This window comes from Klebsiella sp. MS 92-3 (assembly GCF_000195655.1).
Classification (GTDB): Bacteria; Pseudomonadota; Gammaproteobacteria; order Enterobacterales; family Enterobacteriaceae; genus Klebsiella; species Klebsiella pneumoniae.
This window is the reverse complement of sequence record NZ_GL882847.1, coordinates 1-20,707: the sequence shown is the minus strand read 5'-3', so window position 1 is coordinate 20,707 and position 20,707 is coordinate 1. Positions and strand designations below refer to the sequence as shown.

General features: G+C 58.7%; 20 protein-coding genes. 18 read left to right on the top strand and 2 right to left on the bottom strand.

The genetic code is table 11. The features are described from left to right. The first annotated feature begins 7 nt into the window (after positions 1–7). The 7 genes from ampG to HMPREF9538_RS05975 all read left to right on the top strand — a co-directional run bounded on the left by ampG (position 8) and on the right by HMPREF9538_RS05975 (position 7,329). Entirely contained in the window at positions 8–1,483 is a 1,476-nt protein-coding gene (gene ampG, locus HMPREF9538_RS05945; protein ID WP_009485953.1) for a muropeptide MFS transporter AmpG, read from the top strand. A 479-nt stretch (positions 1,484–1,962) separates the two neighbouring features. Next, positions 1,963–2,907 carry a cytochrome o ubiquinol oxidase subunit II gene (gene cyoA / locus HMPREF9538_RS05950; protein ID WP_002891641.1) on the top strand — a complete coding sequence of 315 codons (945 nt, stop codon included), beginning with the start codon at positions 1,963–1,965 and terminating at the stop codon, positions 2,905–2,907. Positions 2,908–2,926: 19 nt separating this feature from the next. Next, on the top strand, positions 2,927–4,918 hold the full coding sequence (cyoB, locus tag HMPREF9538_RS05955; RefSeq protein WP_002891638.1) for a cytochrome o ubiquinol oxidase subunit I: 1,992 nt from the start codon (positions 2,927–2,929) through the stop codon (positions 4,916–4,918). Then, positions 4,908–5,519 (top strand): cytochrome o ubiquinol oxidase subunit III, encoded by a 612-nt coding sequence (locus tag HMPREF9538_RS05960; RefSeq protein WP_002891635.1) that lies wholly within the window; start codon positions 4,908–4,910, stop codon positions 5,517–5,519. The genes cyoB and HMPREF9538_RS05960 overlap by 11 nt, the downstream gene beginning before the upstream one ends. After that, the gene (locus HMPREF9538_RS05965; protein WP_002891634.1) at positions 5,519–5,848 is read left to right on the top strand and encodes a cytochrome o ubiquinol oxidase subunit IV; all 330 of its coding nucleotides are present in this window, start codon (positions 5,519–5,521) and stop codon (positions 5,846–5,848) included. Before HMPREF9538_RS05960 ends, HMPREF9538_RS05965 begins: the two co-directional genes overlap by 1 nt. Positions 5,849–5,859: 11 nt before the next feature. Continuing rightward, positions 5,860–6,747 (top strand): heme o synthase, encoded by an 888-nt coding sequence (gene cyoE / locus HMPREF9538_RS05970; RefSeq protein ID WP_002891629.1) that lies wholly within the window; start codon positions 5,860–5,862, stop codon positions 6,745–6,747. 249 nt (positions 6,748–6,996) lie between these two features. Then, entirely contained in the window at positions 6,997–7,329 is a 333-nt protein-coding gene (locus HMPREF9538_RS05975; protein ID WP_004178748.1) for a hypothetical protein, read from the top strand. A gap of 39 nt (positions 7,330–7,368) precedes the next feature. On the opposite strand, the gene HMPREF9538_RS05980 is transcribed toward HMPREF9538_RS05975, so the two are convergent. Then, positions 7,369–8,127 (bottom strand): IclR family transcriptional regulator domain-containing protein, encoded by a 759-nt coding sequence (locus HMPREF9538_RS05980; protein ID WP_009485951.1) that lies wholly within the window; start codon positions 8,125–8,127, stop codon positions 7,369–7,371. Positions 8,128–8,279: 152 nt separating this feature from the next. On the opposite strand from HMPREF9538_RS05980, the gene HMPREF9538_RS05985 reads away from it, so the two are divergent. From HMPREF9538_RS05985 to HMPREF9538_RS06020, 8 genes are all read left to right on the top strand, one after another. Then, positions 8,280–9,101 (top strand): shikimate dehydrogenase family protein, encoded by an 822-nt coding sequence (locus HMPREF9538_RS05985; RefSeq protein WP_020316517.1) that lies wholly within the window; start codon positions 8,280–8,282, stop codon positions 9,099–9,101. Then, positions 9,098–10,774: an FAD-dependent oxidoreductase gene (locus tag HMPREF9538_RS05990; protein WP_009485950.1), complete on the top strand. Its 1,677-nt coding sequence runs from the start codon at positions 9,098–9,100 to the stop codon at positions 10,772–10,774. The genes HMPREF9538_RS05985 and HMPREF9538_RS05990 overlap by 4 nt, the downstream gene beginning before the upstream one ends. A gap of 13 nt (positions 10,775–10,787) precedes the next feature. After that, a complete protein-coding gene (locus tag HMPREF9538_RS05995; protein ID WP_002891541.1) occupies positions 10,788–11,108 on the top strand; it encodes an NIPSNAP family protein in 321 nt (106 codons plus the stop codon). 10 nt (positions 11,109–11,118) lie between these two features. After that, a complete protein-coding gene (locus tag HMPREF9538_RS06000) occupies positions 11,119–12,816 on the top strand; it encodes an FAD-dependent oxidoreductase (protein WP_009485949.1) in 1,698 nt (565 codons plus the stop codon). Between the two features lie 57 nt (positions 12,817–12,873). After that, on the top strand, positions 12,874–13,692 hold the full coding sequence (locus HMPREF9538_RS06005) for a sugar phosphate isomerase/epimerase family protein (protein WP_009485948.1): 819 nt from the start codon (positions 12,874–12,876) through the stop codon (positions 13,690–13,692). A 10-nt stretch (positions 13,693–13,702) separates the two neighbouring features. Further along, positions 13,703–15,067 (top strand): MFS transporter, encoded by a 1,365-nt coding sequence (locus tag HMPREF9538_RS06010; protein ID WP_002891473.1) that lies wholly within the window; start codon positions 13,703–13,705, stop codon positions 15,065–15,067. A gap of 331 nt (positions 15,068–15,398) precedes the next feature. Further along, a complete protein-coding gene (locus HMPREF9538_RS06015) occupies positions 15,399–16,577 on the top strand; it encodes a Gfo/Idh/MocA family protein (protein ID WP_004191717.1) in 1,179 nt (392 codons plus the stop codon). A gap of 159 nt (positions 16,578–16,736) precedes the next feature. After that, positions 16,737–18,101: an MFS transporter gene (locus HMPREF9538_RS06020; RefSeq protein WP_009485947.1), complete on the top strand. Its 1,365-nt coding sequence runs from the start codon at positions 16,737–16,739 to the stop codon at positions 18,099–18,101. Between the two features lie 43 nt (positions 18,102–18,144). Here the strand turns inward: HMPREF9538_RS06020 and HMPREF9538_RS06025 are convergent, their stop codons facing one another. Continuing rightward, positions 18,145–18,636, bottom strand: a complete 492-nt coding sequence (locus tag HMPREF9538_RS06025; protein ID WP_002891465.1) for a YajQ family cyclic di-GMP-binding protein — start codon at positions 18,634–18,636, stop codon at positions 18,145–18,147. Between the two features lie 191 nt (positions 18,637–18,827). Here HMPREF9538_RS06025 and panE point away from each other — a divergent pair, with 191 nt between their 5' ends. The 3 genes from panE to HMPREF9538_RS06040 all read left to right on the top strand — a co-directional run. After that, positions 18,828–19,739, top strand: coding sequence for a 2-dehydropantoate 2-reductase (gene panE / locus HMPREF9538_RS06030; protein ID WP_009485946.1), 912 nt, complete (start codon positions 18,828–18,830; stop codon positions 19,737–19,739). After that, on the top strand, positions 19,702–20,295 hold the full coding sequence (gene yajL, locus HMPREF9538_RS06035) for a protein deglycase YajL (RefSeq protein WP_009485945.1): 594 nt from the start codon (positions 19,702–19,704) through the stop codon (positions 20,293–20,295). Before panE ends, yajL begins: the two co-directional genes overlap by 38 nt. A gap of 50 nt (positions 20,296–20,345) precedes the next feature. After that, a partial coding sequence (locus tag HMPREF9538_RS06040; protein ID WP_009485944.1) for an SRPBCC domain-containing protein occupies positions 20,346–20,707 on the top strand: 362 nt, incomplete at its 3' end.

The following is a 20,707-nucleotide window of genomic DNA, read 5'->3' as shown; positions in this document are numbered from 1 at the left end:
TTATGCTATGTCCAGTCATTACTTACGCATTTTTCAGCAGCCGAAATCAGCCATTTTGCTGATCCTTGGTTTCGCCTCCGGTCTGCCGCTGGCTCTCACCTCCGGTACCCTGCAGGCCTGGATGACGGTGGAAAATATCGATCTGAAAACGATCGGTTTTTTCTCGCTCGTCGGCCAGGCCTATGTCTTTAAATTCCTCTGGTCCCCGCTGATGGACCGCTATACGCCGCCGTTTCTTGGGCGTCGTCGCGGTTGGCTGTTGACCACCCAGGTATTACTCCTGCTGGCGATCGCGGCGATGGGCTTTCTTGAGCCGGTCACCCAATTACGCTGGATGGCGGCGCTGGCGGTGGTGATCGCCTTCTGCTCGGCGTCGCAGGATATTGTGTTCGACGCCTGGAAAACCGACGTGTTGCCAGCAGAAGAGCGTGGCGCCGGCGCCGCGATCAGCGTGCTGGGCTATCGCCTGGGGATGCTGGTCTCCGGTGGACTGGCCCTGTGGCTTGCCGACCGCTATCTCGGCTGGCAGGGGATGTACTGGCTGATGGCGGCGCTGCTGGTGCCCTGCATTATCGCCACGCTGCTGGCGCCCGAACCGAGCGACGTTATCCCGGTTCCCAGATCGCTCGAGCAGGCGGTAGCCGAACCGCTGCGCGATTTTTTCGGCCGCAACAACGCCTGGCTGATTCTGCTGCTCATCGTCCTTTATAAGCTTGGCGATGCGTTTGCCATGAGCCTGACCACCACCTTCCTGATCCGCGGCGTGGGATTTGACGCTGGCGAAGTGGGAATGGTGAACAAAACCTTAGGCCTGTTCGCCACCATTCTCGGCGCCCTGTACGGCGGCGTCCTGATGCAGCGGCTGACGCTGTTTCGGGCACTGCTCATTTTCGGTTTGCTGCAGGGGGTCTCTAACGCCGGCTACTGGCTGCTGTCGATTACCGATAAGCACCTCTATTCCATGGCGACCGCGGTATTCTTTGAAAACCTGTGCGGGGGAATGGGGACGGCGGCATTTGTCGCGCTGCTGATGACGCTATGTAATAAGTCGTTCTCCGCCACCCAGTTCGCGCTGCTCTCGGCGCTCTCTGCGGTCGGTCGCGTATACGTTGGGCCGATTGCCGGCTGGTTTGTCGAGGCTCACGGCTGGTCGAGCTTCTATCTCTTCTCTGTCGTTGCGGCGGTGCCGGGGATTGCCCTATTGCTGCTGTGCCGGCAAACGCTTGAGCATACCCAACGCACCGCAAGCTTTATGCCGCGTAGCGAGTTCCCGCAGGCCTATGCGCTGGCGCTGGGGATCCTGACACTGGGCTGCCTGCTGCTCGCGGTGTGGCTGGCGCTGCTGATCCTCAACGCGCTGGATTATACGTCGTTCTCCTTCCTGTCCGGCCTGCTGGAGGTTGCCGCGCTCACCGCCGTCGGCGGGATTTTGTTCGGCGGCCTGCTTGACTATCTGGCGCTGCGTAAAACCCGCCTGATTTAAGGATCCAGCATCATTATTAGCCGTTGTAATTACGAAACGTAATTATAACGGCTTATTAACGCTTTTATATTGTCCGCCGCGCTATTTGTTGTTTTGTGCGTTTTTGATTTCTGGAAATTATTGACAGTTTTCGTTCGACTCTTTAAATAATTTAACCGATTCAGCTCCGGGGATTTTATTTTTCGTTTTCACAATGTCTTTTATTTGATAATTAAATGTTAAACAATTGTTCTAATTTGTGGGTGGTTATGCCCATTAGCCGCTAAGCACTCCTTTTCTTATCCCTTTCGTTATCAATCCCGCGAAAATCAGGCTTTGCAAGCGATTAAGTAACACTACGTTACATATGTGACAAACCAAGCAGAAGCCGCTAACACAGAACTGACAGAGATCCAATCATGTTTACAGTAATGCAACCTTACCGTAAAATGCCCATACACTTTAAACGCCACCAGATCCCGTGGAATTGAGGTCGTTCAATGAGACTCAGGAAATACAATAAAAGTTTGGGATGGATGTCATTAATCGCAGGTACTGTATTACTCAGTGGTTGTGATTCTGCACTCCTTGACCCAAAAGGACAGATTGGACTGGAGCAACGCTCTTTGATTCTGACGGCCTTCGGCCTGATGATGATTGTCGTTATTCCCGCCGTCTTGATGGCAGTAGGATTTGCCTGGAAGTATCGCGCGAGCAATAAAGATGCGAAGTATAGCCCGAACTGGTCACACTCCAACAAAGTGGAAGCTGTGGTCTGGACGGTACCTATTCTGATCATCCTGTTCCTGGCCGTTCTGACCTGGAAAACCACTCACGCACTGGAGCCAAGCAAACCGCTTGTCCATGACGAGAAGCCAATCACCATCGAAGTCGTATCGATGGACTGGAAATGGTTCTTTATCTATCCGGAACAGGGTATTGCTACCGTTAACGAAATCGCCTTCCCGGCGAACGTACCGGTACACTTCAAAGTGACCTCTAACTCGGTGATGAACTCGTTCTTTATTCCGCGCTTAGGTAGCCAGATTTATGCAATGGCCGGTATGCAGACTCAGCTGCACCTCATTGCTGACGAAGCTGGTACTTATGACGGTATCTCCGCTAGCTACAGTGGCCCGGGCTTCTCAGGTATGAAGTTCAAAGCGATTGCCACCCCGGATCGGGCGACTTTCGATCAGTGGGTTGCAAAAGCGAAACAGTCTCCGAACTCCATGGACTCCATGGCCGCGTTCGAGAAAGTGGCTGTGCCTAGCGAATACAACAAAGTGGAATATTTCTCTAACGTGAAACCGGATCTGTTCAAAGATGTTGTGAACAAATTCATGTCTCACGAGAGCATGAACATGTCTAAACCTGAAGGCGAGCACGCTGCTCACGACGGGATGGAAGGCATGGACATGAGCCACGCGGAAACCGCTCACTAAGGGGCCGAGGAAGAAAACGATGTTCGGAAAACTTACACTGGATGCAGTGCCCTACCACGAACCTATTATCGTGGTAACGGTGGCTGCGATTATCATTGGGGGACTGGCGCTTCTGGCAGCCATCACTTACTTCGGTAAGTGGTCCTACCTATGGAACGAGTGGCTGACTTCTGTCGACCACAAACGTCTCGGTATCATGTACGTTATCGTGGCAATCGTCATGCTGCTGCGTGGCTTTGCTGACGCCATCATGATGCGTAGCCAGCAGGTGCTGGCTTCGGCCGGGGAAGCCGGCTTCCTGCCGCCTCATCACTACGATCAGATCTTTACCGCCCACGGCGTTATCATGATCTTCTTCGTGGCGATGCCGTTTGTTATCGGTCTGATGAACCTGGTGGTTCCGCTTCAGCTCGGCGCGCGCGACGTAGCCTTCCCGTTCCTCAACAACCTGAGCTTCTGGTTCACCGTTGTGGGCGTGATTCTGGTTAACCTGTCTCTGGGCGTTGGTGAGTTCGCGCAGACCGGTTGGCTGGCCTATCCGCCGCTGTCGGGAATTGAGTACAGTCCTGGCGTAGGGGTTGATTACTGGATTTGGGCGCTGCAGCTCTCCGGTATCGGTACTACCCTGACCGGTATTAACTTCTTCGTGACCATTATCAAGATGCGCGCCCCGGGCATGACCATGTTCAAGATGCCGGTATTCTCCTGGGCATCTCTGTGCGCTAACATCCTGATTATCGCCTCGTTCCCAATTCTGACCGTCACCATCGCGCTGCTGACCCTGGATCGTTACCTGGGCACCCATTTCTTTACCAACGATATGGGTGGCAACATGATGATGTACATCAACCTGATTTGGGCCTGGGGTCACCCGGAAGTGTACATCCTGGTTCTGCCGGTGTTCGGGGTCTTCTCCGAAATCGCCGCGACCTTCTCGCGTAAGCGTCTGTTCGGTTACACCTCTCTGGTATGGGCAACCGTCTGTATTACCGTTCTGTCGTTCATCGTTTGGCTGCACCACTTCTTCACCATGGGTGCTGGCGCGAACGTAAACGCCTTCTTCGGTATTACTACCATGATTATCGCGATCCCGACCGGGGTTAAGATCTTCAACTGGCTGTTCACCATGTATCAGGGTCGCATCGTCTTCAACTCGGCGATGATGTGGACTATCGGCTTTATCGTGACCTTCTCCGTAGGTGGGATGACCGGCGTGCTGCTGGCGGTACCGGGCGCGGACTTCGTTCTGCACAACAGCCTGTTCCTGATTGCGCACTTCCATAACGTTATCATCGGCGGCGTAGTGTTCGGTTGCTTCGCAGGTCTGACCTACTGGTGGCCGAAAGCCTTTGGCTTCACCCTGAACGAAACCTGGGGCAAACGCGCTTTCTGGTTCTGGATCATCGGCTTCTTCGTGGCGTTTATGCCGCTGTACGTGCTGGGCTTCATGGGTATGACCCGTCGTCTGAGCCAGCAGATCGATCCGCAGTTCCACCCGATGCTGGTTATTGCAGCTTGCGGTGCGGCGCTGATCGCCTGCGGTATTCTGTGCCAGCTGATTCAGTTCTACGTGTCTATTCGCGACCGCGATCAGAACCGCGACCTGACCGGTGACCCGTGGGGTGGCCGTACGCTGGAGTGGGCAACCTCTTCTCCACCGCCGTTCTACAACTTCGCTATCGTTCCTCAGGTTCACGAACGTGATGCCTTCTGGGAAATGAAAGAGAAAGGTGAAGCGTACAAACAGCCTGCTCACTATGAAGAAATTCATATGCCGAAAAACAGCGGCGCCGGCATCGTGATTGCCGCCTTCGCTACGGTATTTGGTTTCGCCATGATCTGGCATATCTGGTGGATGGCGATCGCCAGCTTCATCGGCATCGTAGCGACCTGGATTATTAAGAGCTTTGACGAGGACGTGGATTACTACGTACCGGTTGCAGAAGTCGAAAAACTGGAAAAACAGCATTTCGATGAGATTAACAAAGCAGGGCTGAAAAATGGCAACTGATACTCTTGCGCATACTGCCCACGCGCATGAACACGGGCACCATGATACAGGACCGATGAAGGTATTCGGTTTCTGGATCTACCTGATGAGCGACTGCATTATCTTCGCTACGCTGTTTGCTACCTATGCCGTTCTGGTGAACGGCACGGCCGGCGGACCGACGGGCAAAGATATTTTCGAACTGCCGTTCGTTCTGGTTGAAACCGCACTGCTGCTGTTCAGCTCCATCACCTACGGCATGGCGGCTATCGCCATGTACAAAAACAACAAAAGCCAGGTGGTTTCCTGGCTGGCGTTGACCTGGTTGTTTGGCGCCGGATTTATCGGGATGGAAATCTATGAATTCCATCACCTGATCATGGAAGGCTTTGGTCCGGATCGTAGTGGCTTCCTGTCCGCGTTCTTCGCGCTGGTCGGCACCCACGGTCTGCACGTGACCTCCGGTCTTATCTGGATGGCGGTGCTGATGTTCCAGGTTTCACGTCGTGGCCTGACCAGCACTAACCGCACGCGTATCCTGTGCCTGAGCCTGTTCTGGCACTTCCTGGACGTCGTGTGGATCTGCGTGTTCTCGGTTGTCTATCTGATGGGGGCGATGTAATGAGTCATTCTACCGATCATAGCGGCGCTTCTCACGGCAGCGTGAAGAGCTACATGACAGGATTTATCCTGTCCATCATCCTGACGGTCATTCCGTTCGCCATGGTGATGAGTGGCTCCGCCTCGCATGCGGTTATCCTTGGCACCATTCTGGTGACCGCTGTGGTGCAGATCGTGGTACACCTCGTGTACTTCCTGCATATGAACAGCAAGTCCGATGAAGGTTGGAACCTGACCGCATTTATCTTCACCGTAATCATCATTGCGATCGTGGTTGTCGGCTCCATCTGGATTATGTGGAACCTGAACTACAACATGATGATGCACTAAGAGCGGCGAGTATGTTTAAGCAATACCTGCAAGTAACGAAACCAGGCATTATTTTTGGCAACCTGATCTCCGTGATCGGCGGTTTCCTGCTGGCCTCCAAAGGCCACATCGACTATCCGCTGTTCGTCTGGACGCTCCTTGGAGTATCCCTGGTGGTCGCCTCGGGTTGTGTATTCAACAACTACATCGACCGGGACATCGATCGTAAGATGGAACGGACGAAAAACCGGGTGCTGGTCAAAGGGCTGATCTCGCCAGAAGCTTCGCTGGTGTACGCCACCTTGCTGGGTATTGCTGGCTTCATGCTGCTGTGGTTCGGCGCTAACCCGCTGGCCTGCTGGCTGGGGGTGATGGGGTTCGTGGTTTATGTCGGCGTCTACAGCCTGTACATGAAACGCCACTCCGTCTACGGCACGCTGATTGGCTCACTCTCCGGCGCTGCGCCGCCGGTGATTGGCTACTGCGCGGTCACCGGTGATTTCGACAGCGGTGCGGCGATCCTACTGGCTATCTTTAGCCTGTGGCAGATGCCTCACTCCTACGCCATCGCGATTTTCCGCTTTAAGGATTATCAGGCGGCGAATATTCCGGTGCTGCCGGTGGTGAAAGGCATTTCGGTCGCCAAAAACCATATTACGCTGTACATCGTCGCCTTTGCCGTGGCAACCCTGATGCTCTCGCTGGGCGGCTACGCCGGGTATAAATACCTGGTCGTGGCGGCAGCGGTCAGCGTCTGGTGGCTGGGCATGGCGCTGCGTGGCTATAAAGTGGCCGATGATAAAGTCTGGGCGCGTAAGCTGTTCGTCTTTTCTATCGTCGCCATCACCGCGCTGTCCGTGATGATGTCCGTTGACTTTATGGTGCCGGATTCACATAGTCTGCTGGCTTACGTGAGATAATTACGCACTCCCGTACGATCTAAAGCCCCGTATTTACGGGGCTTTTTCTTTCCTGTTTCATCATCGCTTTCTTTCTCATTTCATACTTCCCTCCCCTCTTCCGACGCTTTCCCGCTATCTTTCATATCAAAAAATGAGGAAAAATTGAGCCAGTACGCATCGGGCATCACTCGCGCCGCACGGTCCTGCGATGCTACCTTTCGCCGGGGCTCTTGCCCCTTTGGGAAATAATCACTACAAGGAATTGCAATGAAAGAGTTAACACTGAACGAAATGGAGTATATCTCCGGTGGCTTTAATCTGTTCGGCGCAGCCAGCGGCTTCGCCAGCTTTGTCGCCAACTCTGGCGTCGGCTTCACCTCTTTTGTTCTGACCTCCGGCACCGCATTTGCCTCCTTCGTCGGCGACAGCGCGATGGCGTTTGGTTCCTTCCTGACCGGACAGTCAAACTGGGAAACCTTTGTGACCGCCGGAAAGGAAAACTGGGGAAGCTTTGTTAACACCGCCGGCAACAGCTGGAATACTTTCGTGAATAACGCGGCCAGCGACTGGAACACCTTTCTGACCAAAGCGTCGGCCTAAGCGACGTCTATCTTAGGGCAGCGCCACTGGCTGCCCTGTTTAACCCACCAGCATCGCCTGCGCGCTGTAGGGCAGATCGAGGTGATCGCGGCATAACGCTTCCAGCGAAGTGCGCGATTGATGACTGGTCAGACTCAGCGCCCCCCACCAGGTCCCTTCCCTGTCGGTTAACGGCACCGCCAGCACCAGCATGCCAATCTCAAACTCCTGCTCAATAGTGGCGTATCCCTGGCGCCGTACCTGGGCGATTTTCTCCATCAGCGACGCGATATCGGTCACCGTATAGGGGGTACGTTGTTCCCGGGTTATGCGCTGCAGGACGGTCTCACACTCTGCTTCCGGCAGCGAAGCCAGCCACAATCGCCCCCCGGCGGTACAGAAAATGGGCACCCTCTCCCCAAGCCGCACCGACGTAGAGTTGAACGGCGTATGCCGACTGCGGGCGATATAGACCAGTTCATCTTCATCCACCACCCCCACCGAGGCGTGCTCTTCGGTCCGGCTGGCAATGTATTCGACAATCGGCCGTACCATGCGAGGAAACTGCGCCGAATCGACATAGGCCTGGCCAAGCCGCAGCGTCTTTGGGGTAAGCCAGTAATAGCGCCCGTCGGTTTGCAGATAGCGCTCATGCAGGAGCGTCAGCAGAAAACGTCGCGCGGCGCTTTGCGTCAGGCCGCTCATTTTCGCCGTCTGGGCGACGGTGAGCTTTGGGCAGGTTTTGGAAAAAAGCTGAATTAGCGCCAGCCCTTTTTGTAAACCGACGATCAGATCGCGTGGATGAATGGTGTTTTGCATATTCGCTCACATTTTTGCAACATCATTATCAATTTCCTGCGATTATCGCAGCGTTCGTGCGATTAACAACCGACATGTCCGAATTCTGCGTTGTCGCTCCCAGCTTCCACTGAAATACTTTCACAACATTCATTTAACAAATGAGGTTTGAAATGGTCAGTGGAACTACCCAGGTTGTCGCCGTGATTGGTCATCCGATCGCCCAGGTGAAATCACCGGATAACTTCAACCGCTACTTTGCCGAACAGCACATGGACAGCGTCATGATCCCGGTGGATATCGCCCCGGACGCGGTGGCCGCCTACCTTAACGCTCTGCGCGGCTGGCAGAACATGACCGGCGTGCTGGTGACGGTGCCGCATAAGCAGCGCGCCGCCGCGCTGGTCGACGACCTCACGCCGCGCGCCCGCCGACTCAACGCCGTCAATGTGATCCGCAAGCTGGCGGATGGCCGCCTGCAGGGCGATATGCTGGACGGCGTCGGCTTTCAGCTCGCCGCCGAGGCGCAGGGTTTTCAGCCGGCAGGTAAGCAGGCGCTGCTCTCCGGTTGCGGCGGCGTCGGCAGCGCCATCGCCTGGGGACTGTGCGAGGCGGGGATCCGTCGGCTGGCCCTGCACGATCAAACCCCGGCCACCCGGCAGCGCCTGCATGACCTTCTGGCTGAGGCCTTTCCGGCGGTGCAACTGAGCGCGCTGCCAGACACCCTTTACGGCCTCGATCTACTGGTTAATGGCTCACCGGCCGGCATGGCCGGATTTGATGAGCTGCCTCTACCGCAGGCGCTGCTGGATACGCTCGACAGCGCCACTCATGTGGCCGACGTTGTCACCGCCCCGGTGATGACGCCGTTGCTCACTTTCGCCGCCGCCCGTGGTTGCAAAGTACAGACCGGGCCGGAAATGGCGCTGGCGCAGATGAGGCTGATGGGCCAGTTTATCGGCGCCATCCCGCAGGCGCAGGGAGCGGCGGCATGAAAAGCTGGGATGTGATCGTCATCGGCAGCGGCGCGGCCGGTTTTGCCGCCGCGGTCACCGCCTGCTGTAAAGGGCTGTCGGTGCTGATGCTGGAGAAAGCCGGCCAGTTCGGCGGCACCTCGGCCATCTCCGGCGGCGCCGTGTGGCTGCACGATACCGACCAGGCGCGCGCCGAGGGCAAAAGCGGTAGCGCCGAGGCGATGAAAACCTACCTGCGAACCATTATCGGCGAGGGCCAGTACCGTGAAGATCTCGCCGAAGCGTTTGTCAGCGCCGGGCGGGAGGCGCTGGCCTTTCTCGAGCGTGAGGGGGCAGTAAAGTACAGCCTGCGTCCGCTCTCGCCCGATTACTATCCGGATGAACCCGGCGCAGTCGACGTCGGTCGTGCGCTGGAGGTGGTGGAGTATGACGGCCGTGAACTGGGGGACGCGTTTCGCGACCTGCGTTCACCGCCGCCGGGGATGTTGCTGTTTGGCGGGATGATGGTCAACCGCGTCGATATTCAACATTTTCTCGACATGCGCCGCTCGCTGCGCTCCCTGGCCCATTGCACCCGGCTGCTGCTGCGCTATGCCCGCGACCGGGTGAAGTACCCTCGCGGCACCCGCCTGGCGATGGGCAATGCGCTGATTGCCCGCATGGCGACAACGGCGCTGCGTAAAGGCATGAGCCTGAGGCTGAATGTCAATGTTCTGACGCTGTGCGAAGCGCAAGGCGCGGTCCGCGGGGTGGAGATTGAGTATCAGGGGCAAAAAGAGACGCTGCACGCCCGGCGCGGGGTGGTGCTGGCCGCAGGCGGCTTCGCCGCGGGCGCGCTGGCGGCGCGCTATCGGCCACATACCCGCGAACACTTCACCATGTCGCCGCCGGCCAACGATGGCGCCGCGCTGCATCTCGCGGCGGCGCTTAACGCTCGCGAGGGAGCCGATCGGGCCTCCAACTTTTTCTGGGCGCCGGTATCGGTGCTGACCCGGGCCGACGGCAGCGAGGAGCGCTTCCCCCATCTGGTAACCGATCGCGCAAAACCGGGCGTGATTGCCGTCAATCAGCGGGCGGTACGCTTCGTCAACGAGTCCAGCTCCTATCACCATTTCGCCAGCGCAATGCAGGATGCAGCGGAAAATGCCCCCTGTTTTTTACTCTGCGACGCCCAGGCGATGAAGCGTTATGGCCTCGGACTGGCGCGCCCGGCGCCGGTCAATAATGACGCCCTGGTCGCCGCTGGCTATCTGCACAAAGCCGATACCCTGGCCGCGCTGGCGCAACAGCTTGGTCTGGATGCCCAAACCCTGAGCGAGACGGTAGCCCGCTACAACCGCGACGCCGCGCAGGGCGTGGATCGGGAATTTGCTAAAGGCGGCAACAGCTATAATCGGGCGATGGGCGATCCGGGCCATCAGCCTGACGCCTGTAATGCCCCCCTGCTCAGCGCGCCGTTCTATGCCATCAAACTTTATACCGGCGATCTGGGGACCTCACGGGGCCTGGTCACCACCGCCGATGCCCAGGTCGTCAATACCCAAGGAAACCCCATCCCGGGGCTGTACGCGGTGGGAAACGACATGGATTCGCTGATGGCCGGCACCTATCCGGGCCCCGGCATCACCCTCGGCCCGGGGCTGACGTTTGGCTATCTCGCCGCCTGCCATCTGGCACAACACTCCACCCACTAATCAGGAAAACATCATGATCTACGAAAAACGCACGTACACCATCAATCCGCTGAAAATGGCCGACTGGCTGGCGCTGTACCAAAGCGATGCCCTGGCGGTGCAAACCGACCATCTCGGCCAGCTAATCGGCTTCTTTTTTACCGAGATCGGCGTGGTCAATCAGGTAGTGCACATCTGGGCTTATGAAAGCCTGGACGATCGTCTGGTGCGCCGCGCGCGGATGGCCCAGGACGAACGCTGGCAGACCTTCTCGCGTAAAAATCGCGAACTGGCCGCCGTGGAACGCCTCGAGTCGGTGCTGATGCGCCCCACCGCTTTTTCACCTCTGCAGTAAGGAGTCCAACATGAGCGGGCCTGTGAAGGTGGATGTGCTGGTGGTCGGCTCCGGCGCCGCGGGGCTCTCTGCCGCGGTGACTGCGGCGATGCACGGCGCCAGCGTCATGGTGGCGGAGAAAGCGTCAGTGCTCGGCGGAACCAGCGCCTGGTCCGGCGGCTGGCTGTGGATCCCCCGCAACCCGCTGGCGCGGGCGGAGGGCATCGACGAAGCAGCCGACGCGCCGCTGACCTATCTGCAGCATGAGATGGGGGGCGAAGCCGCCGATATTCGTCTGCAAACCTTCCTGCGTTACGGGCCGGAGATGGTGGAGTTTTTCCATCAGCGGACGGCGGTACAGTTTCTCTCGGGCAGCGCCATGCCGGACTTTCACCCGTCGCCGGGTGCGGCGAACGGTGGGCGGTCGGTCACCGCGCAACCCTACGATGGCCGCCTGCTCGGCGACTGGCTCCATCGCCTGCGTCCGCCGCTGGAAACCATTAGTCTGGGCGGGATGGGCATCGCCGGCGGCGCGGATATGGCGCATTTTTTCAATGCCACCCGCTCGCCGCGCTCCGCGCTGTATGCCGCCCGCCGCCTGCTGCGCCACGGCTGGCAGCGGCTACGCGCCGGACGGGGGCAGCATCTGGTCAATGGCAATGCGCTGGTCGCCCGTCTGCTGCGATCCGCCCTCGACGCCGGCGTGCGTTTTCAGCTCAATGCCCCGGTGGTCCGGCTGCTGCAGGGTCCGCGGGGCGTGTCCGGCGCGGTGCTGCGCAGCGACGGCGGGGAGATTCACGTCGAAGCTGGCGCCGTGGTGCTGGCCTGCGGCGGTTTTCCCCACGATCGCCAGCGGCTGGCGCAGGTGGTGCCTCACGCTGCGGAGGGTTACGGCCATTTCTCCGCCGCACCGCCGGACAATCAGGGCGAGGGGATCAGGCTTGGCGAATCCGTCGGCGGCCAGTTCGACACTTCCCTGCGCCACCCGCTGGCCTGGGCGCCGGTGTCCCGCGTCACTCTGGCCAGCGGCCAGAAGCTAATGTTTCCTCATCTGGTGGAGCGCGCCAAACCCGGGGTGATCGCCGTCCTGCCCAACGGCAAACGTTTTGTTAACGAGGCCGACTCTTATCATGACTTTATCGCCGCCCTGCTGGCGGCCACACCCGCGGGCGACACGCCGCAGGCCTGGCTGCTGGCCGATCGTCGCGCGCTGCGTCGCTACGGCCTGGGCCACGCCAGACCGTTCCCGTTCACTCCCACCGCCTGGCTGCGTACCGGCTATCTGCAGCGAGGAAACACTCTGGCGGAGCTGGCGAAGCAGTGCGCTATCGACGCCAATGCGCTGGCGGAAACCGTTGAACGCTTTAACCACTTCGCCAGCGCTGGCGAAGACGTCGATTTTCACCGCGGGGCATCAGCCTATAACCGCGCCCAGGGTGACCATCAGGTGACGCTCGGACCGCTGCGCGAAGGGCCGTTCTACGCGGTGCGCATTCTGCCCGGCTCGCTGGGCACCTTCAGCGGATTGCAAACCGACGAACACGCCCGGGTGCTGGATGAACAGCAGCAGCCGATACCGGGTCTGTACGCCATCGGCAACGACATGTCGAGCGTGATGCGCGGCTATTACCCCAGCGGAGGGATCACCCTCGGGCCCGGCATGACCTTCGGCTATCTGGTGGGTAAAAACATGGCAAAAAAAACAAATATAAACAATAACATAACTTGATTTCCACGAATGGATGCACCCTAACTCTCTTCACCTGCAACTGTACCGGAGCCCTTTATGAACAAGCGTACCCTATCGCTCGCCGCGCTGACCCTGCTCGATGTCCCTCCCCCCGAACAGGTGCGGATTGCGGCCAGAACCGGTTTTACCCACGTTGGGCTGCGACTGCTCCCCGCCACACCGACCGACCCGGACTACGACATGCTGGGCGATACCCCGGCCGTCCGGGCGACGCTCGCCGCGTTGATGGAAACTGGCATCCGCGTGTCGGACGTGGAGATCGTCCGCCTGACCCCCGGGTTTACCCTCGACGATCGGCTGCAGCGTTTTATGGAGACCGCCGCGCGTCTTGGCGCCGGACAGGTGTTAGTCGCCGGCAATGATGACAACCTTCAGCGCAGCGCTGACAACCTCGCCATCCTCGCCGCGGCCGCTCGTCCATTTGGGCTGACCATGAATCTTGAGCCGATGCCCTGGACTCAGTTGCGCAACATCGCCGCAGCGCAAGCACTAATCGCCGCCAGCGGGCGGGAAGACATCGGCATTCTGGTGGACGCTCTCCATTTCTGGCGCGCGGGAGAATCGCTCGCCGCCCTCTCCAGCCTGCCCGCGCATCATCTCAACTATATGCAACTCTGCGATGGCGCGGCGCAGAGGCCGGAGAGCGAGCAGGAACTTATCCGCCAGGCCCGCTCGGCGCGCAACGTGCCGGGGGAAGGCGGTCTGGATCTGCATGGTCTGATGTCGGCCCTGCCGGCGACGCTGCCGGTCTCTCTCGAAGTGCCGCTTGACGGCGAGCAAGGCGCCCTGCCGCCTCTTCAGCGGGCGCAGTTACTGTTCGATGCCGCGCAGCCCTACCTGCGCGCCTGCGCATAAGGAATACGCTATGACACAGACTCAACGCCTGGATGTCAGAGAGTTAATAAATCGTAACCCGCTGAGCCGATTTCAGAAGCTGATTATATTTCTCGGCTTTTGCGTCATCGCTCTCGATGGTTTTGATATCGCGATCATGGGCTTTATCGCCCCGACGCTAAAGCTGGAATGGGGGGTAAGCAACCACCAGCTGGGTCTGGTGATCAGCGCCGCGCTGATCGGCCTCGCGCTGGGGGCGATTTTCTCCGGCCCGCTCGCCGACTGGCTGGGACGTAAGAAAATCATCATCAACAGCGTTTTCTTCTTCGGTTTCTGGACCATCGCCACCGCCTTCTCGCACAACGTAGAACAGATGATGTTCTTTCGCTTTATGACTGGCCTCGGGCTGGGCGCCGCGATGCCGAATATCGGGACGCTGGTGTCGGAATACGCCCCGGAACGCCAGCGTTCATTTATTATCACCGTCATCTTTTGCGGCTTCACCTTCGGCGCGGCGGCGGGAGGATTTTCGGCATCGTGGCTGATCCCCCAGTTTGGCTGGCACTCGCTGATGGCGCTCGGCGGTATTCTGCCGCTGCTGTTTGCCCCCCTGCTCATCTGGCTGCTGCCGGAATCGGTTCGTTTTCTGGTGATCAAACAAGCGCCCGCGGCGCGCATACGCGCCATTCTTAACCGTCTCTATCCCGGACAAATCAGCGACAATGTGAGGTTTATCCTACCGGCGCAGCCAGCGGCCGGCAACGCGATGCGCATTGTCCTCTCCCGCCAGTACGGTTTCGGCTCGCTGATGCTATGGCTGGTCTACTTTATGGGGCTGTTCCTGGTCTATATCCTCGGCAGCTGGCTGCCAACGCTGGTTAAAGCGGTAGGAATGACCGTTAGCCAGGCGGCCATCATGACGGCGATCTACCAGGCGGGCGGCACCCTCGGCTCGTTGTTTGCCGGCTGGCTGATGGACAGGATCAACCCCCATCGCGCGCTGGGGATAATCTACGCCGTTGGCGGCCTGTTCACCATGGCGATGGGCTACGCCGCGGGCAGCTTTGCCTTGCTCTGTATGCTGGCGTTTATCAGCGGCGCCTGCCTGAACGGCGCCAATACCGGCATGAACGCCCTCTCCGCCCGCTACTACCCTACACAGGCGCGGGCGACGGGATCCAGCTGGATGCACGGCGTCGGGCGCATCGGCGCCATTCTCAGCGCCTTTGCCGGCGCCGAGATGATGGCGCTCAACCTGCCCTTTGAAAGCGTCTTTTTGATCCTCGGCATCCCGGCAGCCCTCACCGTCGCAGGCCTGGCGGCGAAGGGCATCTTTGCGGCCGGTCATCCTCCCGTCGCTTCAACTTCCCCCGCGTCTGTGCGCGGAGCGTCATAGCGGCATCTGGTCCCCGGTGCAATCGGCGGATTGCACCGCCTTCAGCAGCTAATAAAGAAAATTTATTTCATATTTTGTTGAAACGAAAAAACGCCCGCGACAATCTGGACGACTCCGGCAGGCGATATCCTGCCCTCACCTTTTCAACCAAGCGCAAAAGAAACTATCGCTAATTCGATCCCCCTCGCATATATGGAAAATAAATTCCACAACACAATTGAAACAGAACAAACATTTCCTTAAGTTGAAGTCAGTCTATCCGGATGCGCGTTGCCGCAGGCGTCGGCATTGAGCGCCTCAGAGTGCAAATGATTTCAAAAAGGAGAGCACCATGTTAAACGGCCTGAAACCCTTATCCCGTTCCCTGCGCTGGGGCATGGTCGGCGGCGGGGGAACCAGTCAGATCGGCTACAGCCACCGCTGTGCGGCGCTGCGTGACAATGTTTATACCCTGCTGGCCGGCGCGCTTGACGTCGATGCCGAGCGCGGGCGCGCGTTCGGTGAGCAACTGGGCATCGCGCCGGAGCGCTGCTACGCCGACTACCAGACCCTGTTTCGCGAAGAGGCGCAGCGCCCTGACGGGATCGAGGTCGTCTCGGTCACCACCCCGAACAATACCCATTTCGCCATCACCAAAGCGGCGCTGGAGGCGGGACTCCACGTTATCTGCGAAAAGCCCCTCTGCTTTACCGCCGAAGAGGCGCGCGAGCTGGTGGATCTGAGCAAAAAACAGAACAAAATCGTCGGCGTCACCTACGGCTATGCCGGCTATCAGATGATCCAGCAGGCGCGGCAGATGATTGCCGATGGACTGCTCGGCGAGATCCGCATCGTTAACATGCAATTCGCCCACGGCTTCCATAACCAGGCCGTCGAGCTGCAGGCAGAATCCACCCGCTGGCGAGTAACGCCGAAGTTTGCCGGGCCCAGCTATGTGCTTGGGGATCTGGCCACCCATCCGCTGTTTGTCGCCGAGACCATGGCGCCGCAGCTCAATATCAAACGGCTGATGTGCTCCCGTCAGAGCTTTGTTCCCTCCCGCGCGCCGCTGGAAGATAACGCCTTTGTCCTGATGGAATATGACAACGGCGCGGTTGGCTCGATGTGGACCAGCGCGGTCAACAGCGGCGCCATGCACTCGCAAAAAGTGCGCATCGTCGGCGAAAAAGCAAGCATCGAATGGTGGGATGAGCATCCTAACCAGCTCAGCTATGAGGTGCAGGGCGAGCCGGCGCGCATTCTGGAACGTGGGATGCCCTACCTGTCGCCGAACGCGCTGGCGGATGACCGCATTGGCGGCGGCCATCCGGAAGGGCTGTTCGAAGCCTGGGCCAACCTCTATCGCCGCTATGCGCAGGCGATTGACGCCACGGATCGCGACGATCGCGCCTTCCTGCAAGACTTCTGGTATCCGGACGTCGAAGCCGGGCTGCACGGCGTCTATTGGGTAGAGCAGTGCGTCAAATCGGCTGACGCTGGCAGCCAGTGGGTTGACTTTACTTTACCTTAATTTTCCCCCTCGCCAGTGGAGTCCCCCTCCACTGGTTTATTGATTTTTACCAACTTGTCGCATCGCGCAACAGCCCCGTAATATCTGTTAAACAAACATTTATTTACGCTTCTTACCCCCCGCCGCTACACTAGGCGCAGTTTTTATATTGAGGTGGTAATGAACGATAACAAAATGACGCCAGGGGAACTGCGCGCGACCTGGGGTTTGGGGACAGTATTCTCCCTGCGCATGCTTGGCATGTTTATGGTCCTGCCGGTTCTGACCACGTATGGCATGGCGTTGCAGGGTGCAAGTGAAGCGCTGATTGGCCTGGCGATCGGTATCTACGGCCTGGCGCAGGCGGTGTTCCAGATCCCCTTCGGACTGTTATCTGACCGTATTGGCCGTAAGCCATTGATCGTCGGCGGCCTGCTTATCTTCGTGCTCGGCAGCGTCATCGCCGCGCTCACCGACTCCATCTGGGGCATCATTCTTGGCCGCGCCCTGCAGGGCTCCGGCGCCATCGCCGCCGCGGTTATGGCCCTGCTGTCCGATCTCACCCGCGAACAGAACCGCACCAAAGCGATGGCCTTTATCGGCGTCAGCTTCGGCGTCACCTTCGCCATCGCCATGGTGCTGGGGCCGATTGTCACCCACCAGCTGGGTCTGCACGCGCTGTTCTGGATGATCGCCATCCTGGCGCCCGTCGGCATCCTGCTCACCCTGTGGGTGGTGCCCAACAGCCATAACCATGTCCTTAACCGCGAATCCGGGATGGTGAAGGGCTGCTTTAGCAAGGTGCTGGCGGAGCCGCGCCTGCTGAAGCTTAACTTTGGCATCATGTGCCTGCACATTATGCTGATGTCCACTTTTGTCGCCCTGCCCGGACAACTGGAGGCCGCCGGCTTCCCGGCCGCCGAGCACTGGAAGATTTACCTGGTCACCATGGTTATCTCATTCATCTCGGTGGTGCCGTTTATCATCTACGCCGAAGTGAAGCGCAAGATGAAGCGCGTCTTCCTGCTCTGCGTCGCCATCCTGCTGATTGCGGAAATTGTCCTCTGGGGCGCCGGAGGCTACTTCTGGGAGCTGGTGGCGGGCGTTCAGCTCTTCTTCCTGGCGTTTAACCTGCTGGAAGCGCTGCTGCCGTCGCTAATTAGCAAGGAGTCTCCGGCGGGCTACAAAGGCACCGCGATGGGCGTCTACTCCACCAGCCAGTTTCTCGGCGTGGCGATTGGCGGCGCGCTTGGCGGCTGGGTCGATGGTTTCTTTGATTCGCAAACCGTGTTTCTGCTGGGCGCCCTGCTGGCGATGCTGTGGCTGCTGGTGGCCAGCACCATGAGCGAGCCGCCGTACGTCAGCAGCCTGCGGGTGGAGGTGCCGGACGGCGTGGTGGTCGACAGCGCGCTGCAGGCGCGTCTGCTGAGCGCCAGCGGGGTTCATCAGGCGCTGGTGGTACCCGAGGAGCGTTCGGTGTATATCAAAATCGACAGCAAGGTCACCAACCGCTTCGAGATAGAGCAGCTCATCAAAGGAGTATAAAAAAAGCGGGGAATTCCCCGCTTTTTGCTGTCTGCCCGCCGCCTTAGTCGCGGAAGTTTTTGAACTGGAACGGCTGTCCCAGATCGCCACCGCGCACCAGCGCCATCACCGACTGCAGATCGTCGCGGGACTTACCGGTCACGCGGATCTCTTCACCCTGAATCTGGGCCTGCACTTTCAGCTTGCTGTCTTTGATCAGTTTAACGATCTTCTTCTGCACCGCGCTTTCAATGCCCTGCTTCAGCTTCGCTTCAACAAACCAGGTTTTACCGCTGTGCACGATATCTTCCGGTACGTCGAGGGAGGTGCCTTCAATGCCGCGCTTGAGCAGCTTGGCGCGCAGGATATCCAGCAGCTGGTTCACCTGGAAGTCAGACTCGCTCAGCACTTTAATGGTCTTGTTGGCGTCGTTTAATTCAAAAGTGGCTTCAACGCCACGAAAATCAAAACGCGACTCGACTTCGCGGCTCGCGTTGTCCACCGCGTTACGGGCTTCCTGAAGATCAACTTCAGAGACAATATCGAAAGATGGCATCTTTTCCTCTCCTTCCGTTTCTTTTGCGTTGCATAATACCTGCAACGCGGCATAACTCAACTTGTTATCCCGGAAGCTTAGCTGATTACGCAACGCTCGCGCTATTTTCCCCGTGATGTCCGACGATGCGAAAAGCGACGAGATAGACTTTAGCCATCAGCGCCTGGGATAGCGGCAGATGAGGAGGAACAATGAAAGTAACCGTACTGGGATGCGGTGCGCTGGGACAACTATGGCTGACCGCGTTGTACAAACAGGGATATGAAGTCCAGGGCTGGCTGCGCGTACCGCAGCCATTCTGTAGCGTCAACGTCATTGAAACCGATGGCTCAGTGTTCAACGAATCGCTGACGGCCAACGACCCCGATTTTCTCGCCAGCAGCGAGCTGCTGATCGTCACCTTAAAGGCCTGGCAGGTGTCGAATGCGGTAAAGCACCTGGCCGGGATCCTGCCGGACACCACGCCAATTGTGCTGGTACATAATGGCATGGGCACCGTCGAGGAGCTGCGCGGCGTGAAACAGCCGTTGCTGCTGGCCTCCACGACCCAGGCGGCGCGGCGCGATGGGAATGTCATCATCCACGTTGCCCAGGGCACCACGCATATCGGACCGGCAAAAAGCTACGAGGGGGACTACAGCTATCTCGCAGAAGTTCTGCAGAGCGTGCTGCCGGATGTCGCCTGGCATAACAATATCCACTCGGCCATCTGGCGCAAGCTGGCGGTTAACTGCGTGATTAACCCTCTGACCGCGCTCAAAGGGTGTAAAAACGGCGATCTGCGCGACTATACGCAGGAAGTTGCGGCCATTTGTCGCGAGGTGGCGGCGGTGATGGAGCGCGAAGGTATTCATACCTCGGCGGAAAACCTGCTATTTTATGTCAAACAGGTAATTGAAAGTACGGCAGAAAATATCTCTTCCATGCTGCAGGACGTTCGCGCCCAGCGGCATACAGAGATCGACTACATCACCGGTTTTCTGCTCAACCGCGCCCGCGCCCACGGCGTCGCCGTACCGGAAAACGCCCGCTTATTTGAATTAATCAAGCGTAAGGAGAATGAATATGAGCGCGTCGGCACTGATTTGCCTCGCCCCTGGTAGCGAAGAGACCGAAGCGGTCACCACTATCGACCTGCTGGTCCGCGGCGGAGTAAAGGTGACCACCGCCAGCGTCGCCAGCGACGGCGGCCTGACCATCGTCTGTTCGCGCGGCGTCAAACTGCTGGCGGATGCGCCGCTGGTCGAGGTGGCCGATGGTGATTTCGATATCATCGTCCTCCCGGGCGGTATCAAGGGCGCAGAGTGCTTCCGCGACAGCACGCTACTAGTGGAAACCGTCCGCCAGTTTCATCTCTCTGGGCGCATTGTGGCCGCCATCTGCGCCGCCCCGGCGTCCGTGCTGGTACCCCATAATCTGTTCCCGATCGGCAACATGACCGGTTTTCCGGCGCTGAAGGAACATATCCCCGCCGAGCAGTGGCAGGATAAAAGAGTGGTCTGGGATCCGCGGGTGAATCTGTTAACCAGCCAGGGTCCGGGGACATCGATTGATTTCGCCCTGAAAATGATCGATCTGCTGGTGGGGCGCGAGAAAGCGTATGAGGTCGCCTCACAGCTGGTGATGGCCGCCGGCATCTATAATTACTACGAAGCCTGATAGCCGGTCCGCGCCGCGGGCTGGCTCCCCTTTTCCTGAGGAGTCGCAGCATGTCCCGGAGCGCAACCGATTCTCGCGATCTTGTTATCAGCCGCCTGCTCAGCGCGCCCGCCCCAGCCCTGTGGCGCGCGTGGGCCGACGCGGCATTACTCCGAACCTGGTGGTGCCCGAAGCCCTGGCAAACCGAGGTTCTGGCCTTTGATTTTCGCGCCGGCGGGGCCTTTCACACCGTGATGCACGGGCCTGACGGTGAACGTAGCGATAACCCCGGCTGTTTTCTTGAGGTTATCCCGCAACAAAAAATCGTCATGACCTCGATGCTGACGGCGGATTATCGCCCCGCCGTTTCCCCCTTCGCGATGACGGCCATCATCACCTTTGCCGATGAACAGGCAGCGTGCGGCAGGGAACG

What these genes read in the sequence shown, in the direction of transcription:
- HMPREF9538_RS05960 (WP_002891635.1), top strand. Translation starts at nt 4,908, where the DNA reads ATGGCAACTGATACTCTTGCGCATACTGCCCACGCGCATGAACACGGG.
- HMPREF9538_RS05975 (WP_004178748.1), top strand. Translation starts at nt 6,997, where the DNA reads ATGAAAGAGTTAACACTGAACGAAATGGAGTATATCTCCGGTGGCTTT.
- HMPREF9538_RS06025 (WP_002891465.1), bottom strand. Translation starts at nt 18,636, where the DNA reads ATGCCATCTTTCGATATTGTCTCTGAAGTTGATCTTCAGGAAGCCCGT.
- cyoE (WP_002891629.1), top strand. Translation starts at nt 5,860, where the DNA reads ATGTTTAAGCAATACCTGCAAGTAACGAAACCAGGCATTATTTTTGGC.
- HMPREF9538_RS06005 (WP_009485948.1), top strand. Translation starts at nt 12,874, where the DNA reads ATGAACAAGCGTACCCTATCGCTCGCCGCGCTGACCCTGCTCGATGTC.
- panE (WP_009485946.1), top strand. Translation starts at nt 18,828, where the DNA reads ATGAAAGTAACCGTACTGGGATGCGGTGCGCTGGGACAACTATGGCTG.
- HMPREF9538_RS06015 (WP_004191717.1), top strand. Translation starts at nt 15,399, where the DNA reads ATGTTAAACGGCCTGAAACCCTTATCCCGTTCCCTGCGCTGGGGCATG.
- HMPREF9538_RS05965 (WP_002891634.1), top strand. Translation starts at nt 5,519, where the DNA reads ATGAGTCATTCTACCGATCATAGCGGCGCTTCTCACGGCAGCGTGAAG.
- ampG (WP_009485953.1), top strand. Translation starts at nt 8, where the DNA reads ATGTCCAGTCATTACTTACGCATTTTTCAGCAGCCGAAATCAGCCATT.
- yajL (WP_009485945.1), top strand. Translation starts at nt 19,702, where the DNA reads ATGAGCGCGTCGGCACTGATTTGCCTCGCCCCTGGTAGCGAAGAGACC.
- HMPREF9538_RS05985 (WP_020316517.1), top strand. Translation starts at nt 8,280, where the DNA reads ATGGTCAGTGGAACTACCCAGGTTGTCGCCGTGATTGGTCATCCGATC.
- HMPREF9538_RS06010 (WP_002891473.1), top strand. Translation starts at nt 13,703, where the DNA reads ATGACACAGACTCAACGCCTGGATGTCAGAGAGTTAATAAATCGTAAC.
- HMPREF9538_RS05990 (WP_009485950.1), top strand. Translation starts at nt 9,098, where the DNA reads ATGAAAAGCTGGGATGTGATCGTCATCGGCAGCGGCGCGGCCGGTTTT.
- cyoB (WP_002891638.1), top strand. Translation starts at nt 2,927, where the DNA reads ATGTTCGGAAAACTTACACTGGATGCAGTGCCCTACCACGAACCTATT.
- HMPREF9538_RS05980 (WP_009485951.1), bottom strand. Translation starts at nt 8,127, where the DNA reads ATGCAAAACACCATTCATCCACGCGATCTGATCGTCGGTTTACAAAAA.
- HMPREF9538_RS05995 (WP_002891541.1), top strand. Translation starts at nt 10,788, where the DNA reads ATGATCTACGAAAAACGCACGTACACCATCAATCCGCTGAAAATGGCC.
- HMPREF9538_RS06020 (WP_009485947.1), top strand. Translation starts at nt 16,737, where the DNA reads ATGAACGATAACAAAATGACGCCAGGGGAACTGCGCGCGACCTGGGGT.
- HMPREF9538_RS06000 (WP_009485949.1), top strand. Translation starts at nt 11,119, where the DNA reads ATGAGCGGGCCTGTGAAGGTGGATGTGCTGGTGGTCGGCTCCGGCGCC.
- cyoA (WP_002891641.1), top strand. Translation starts at nt 1,963, where the DNA reads ATGAGACTCAGGAAATACAATAAAAGTTTGGGATGGATGTCATTAATC.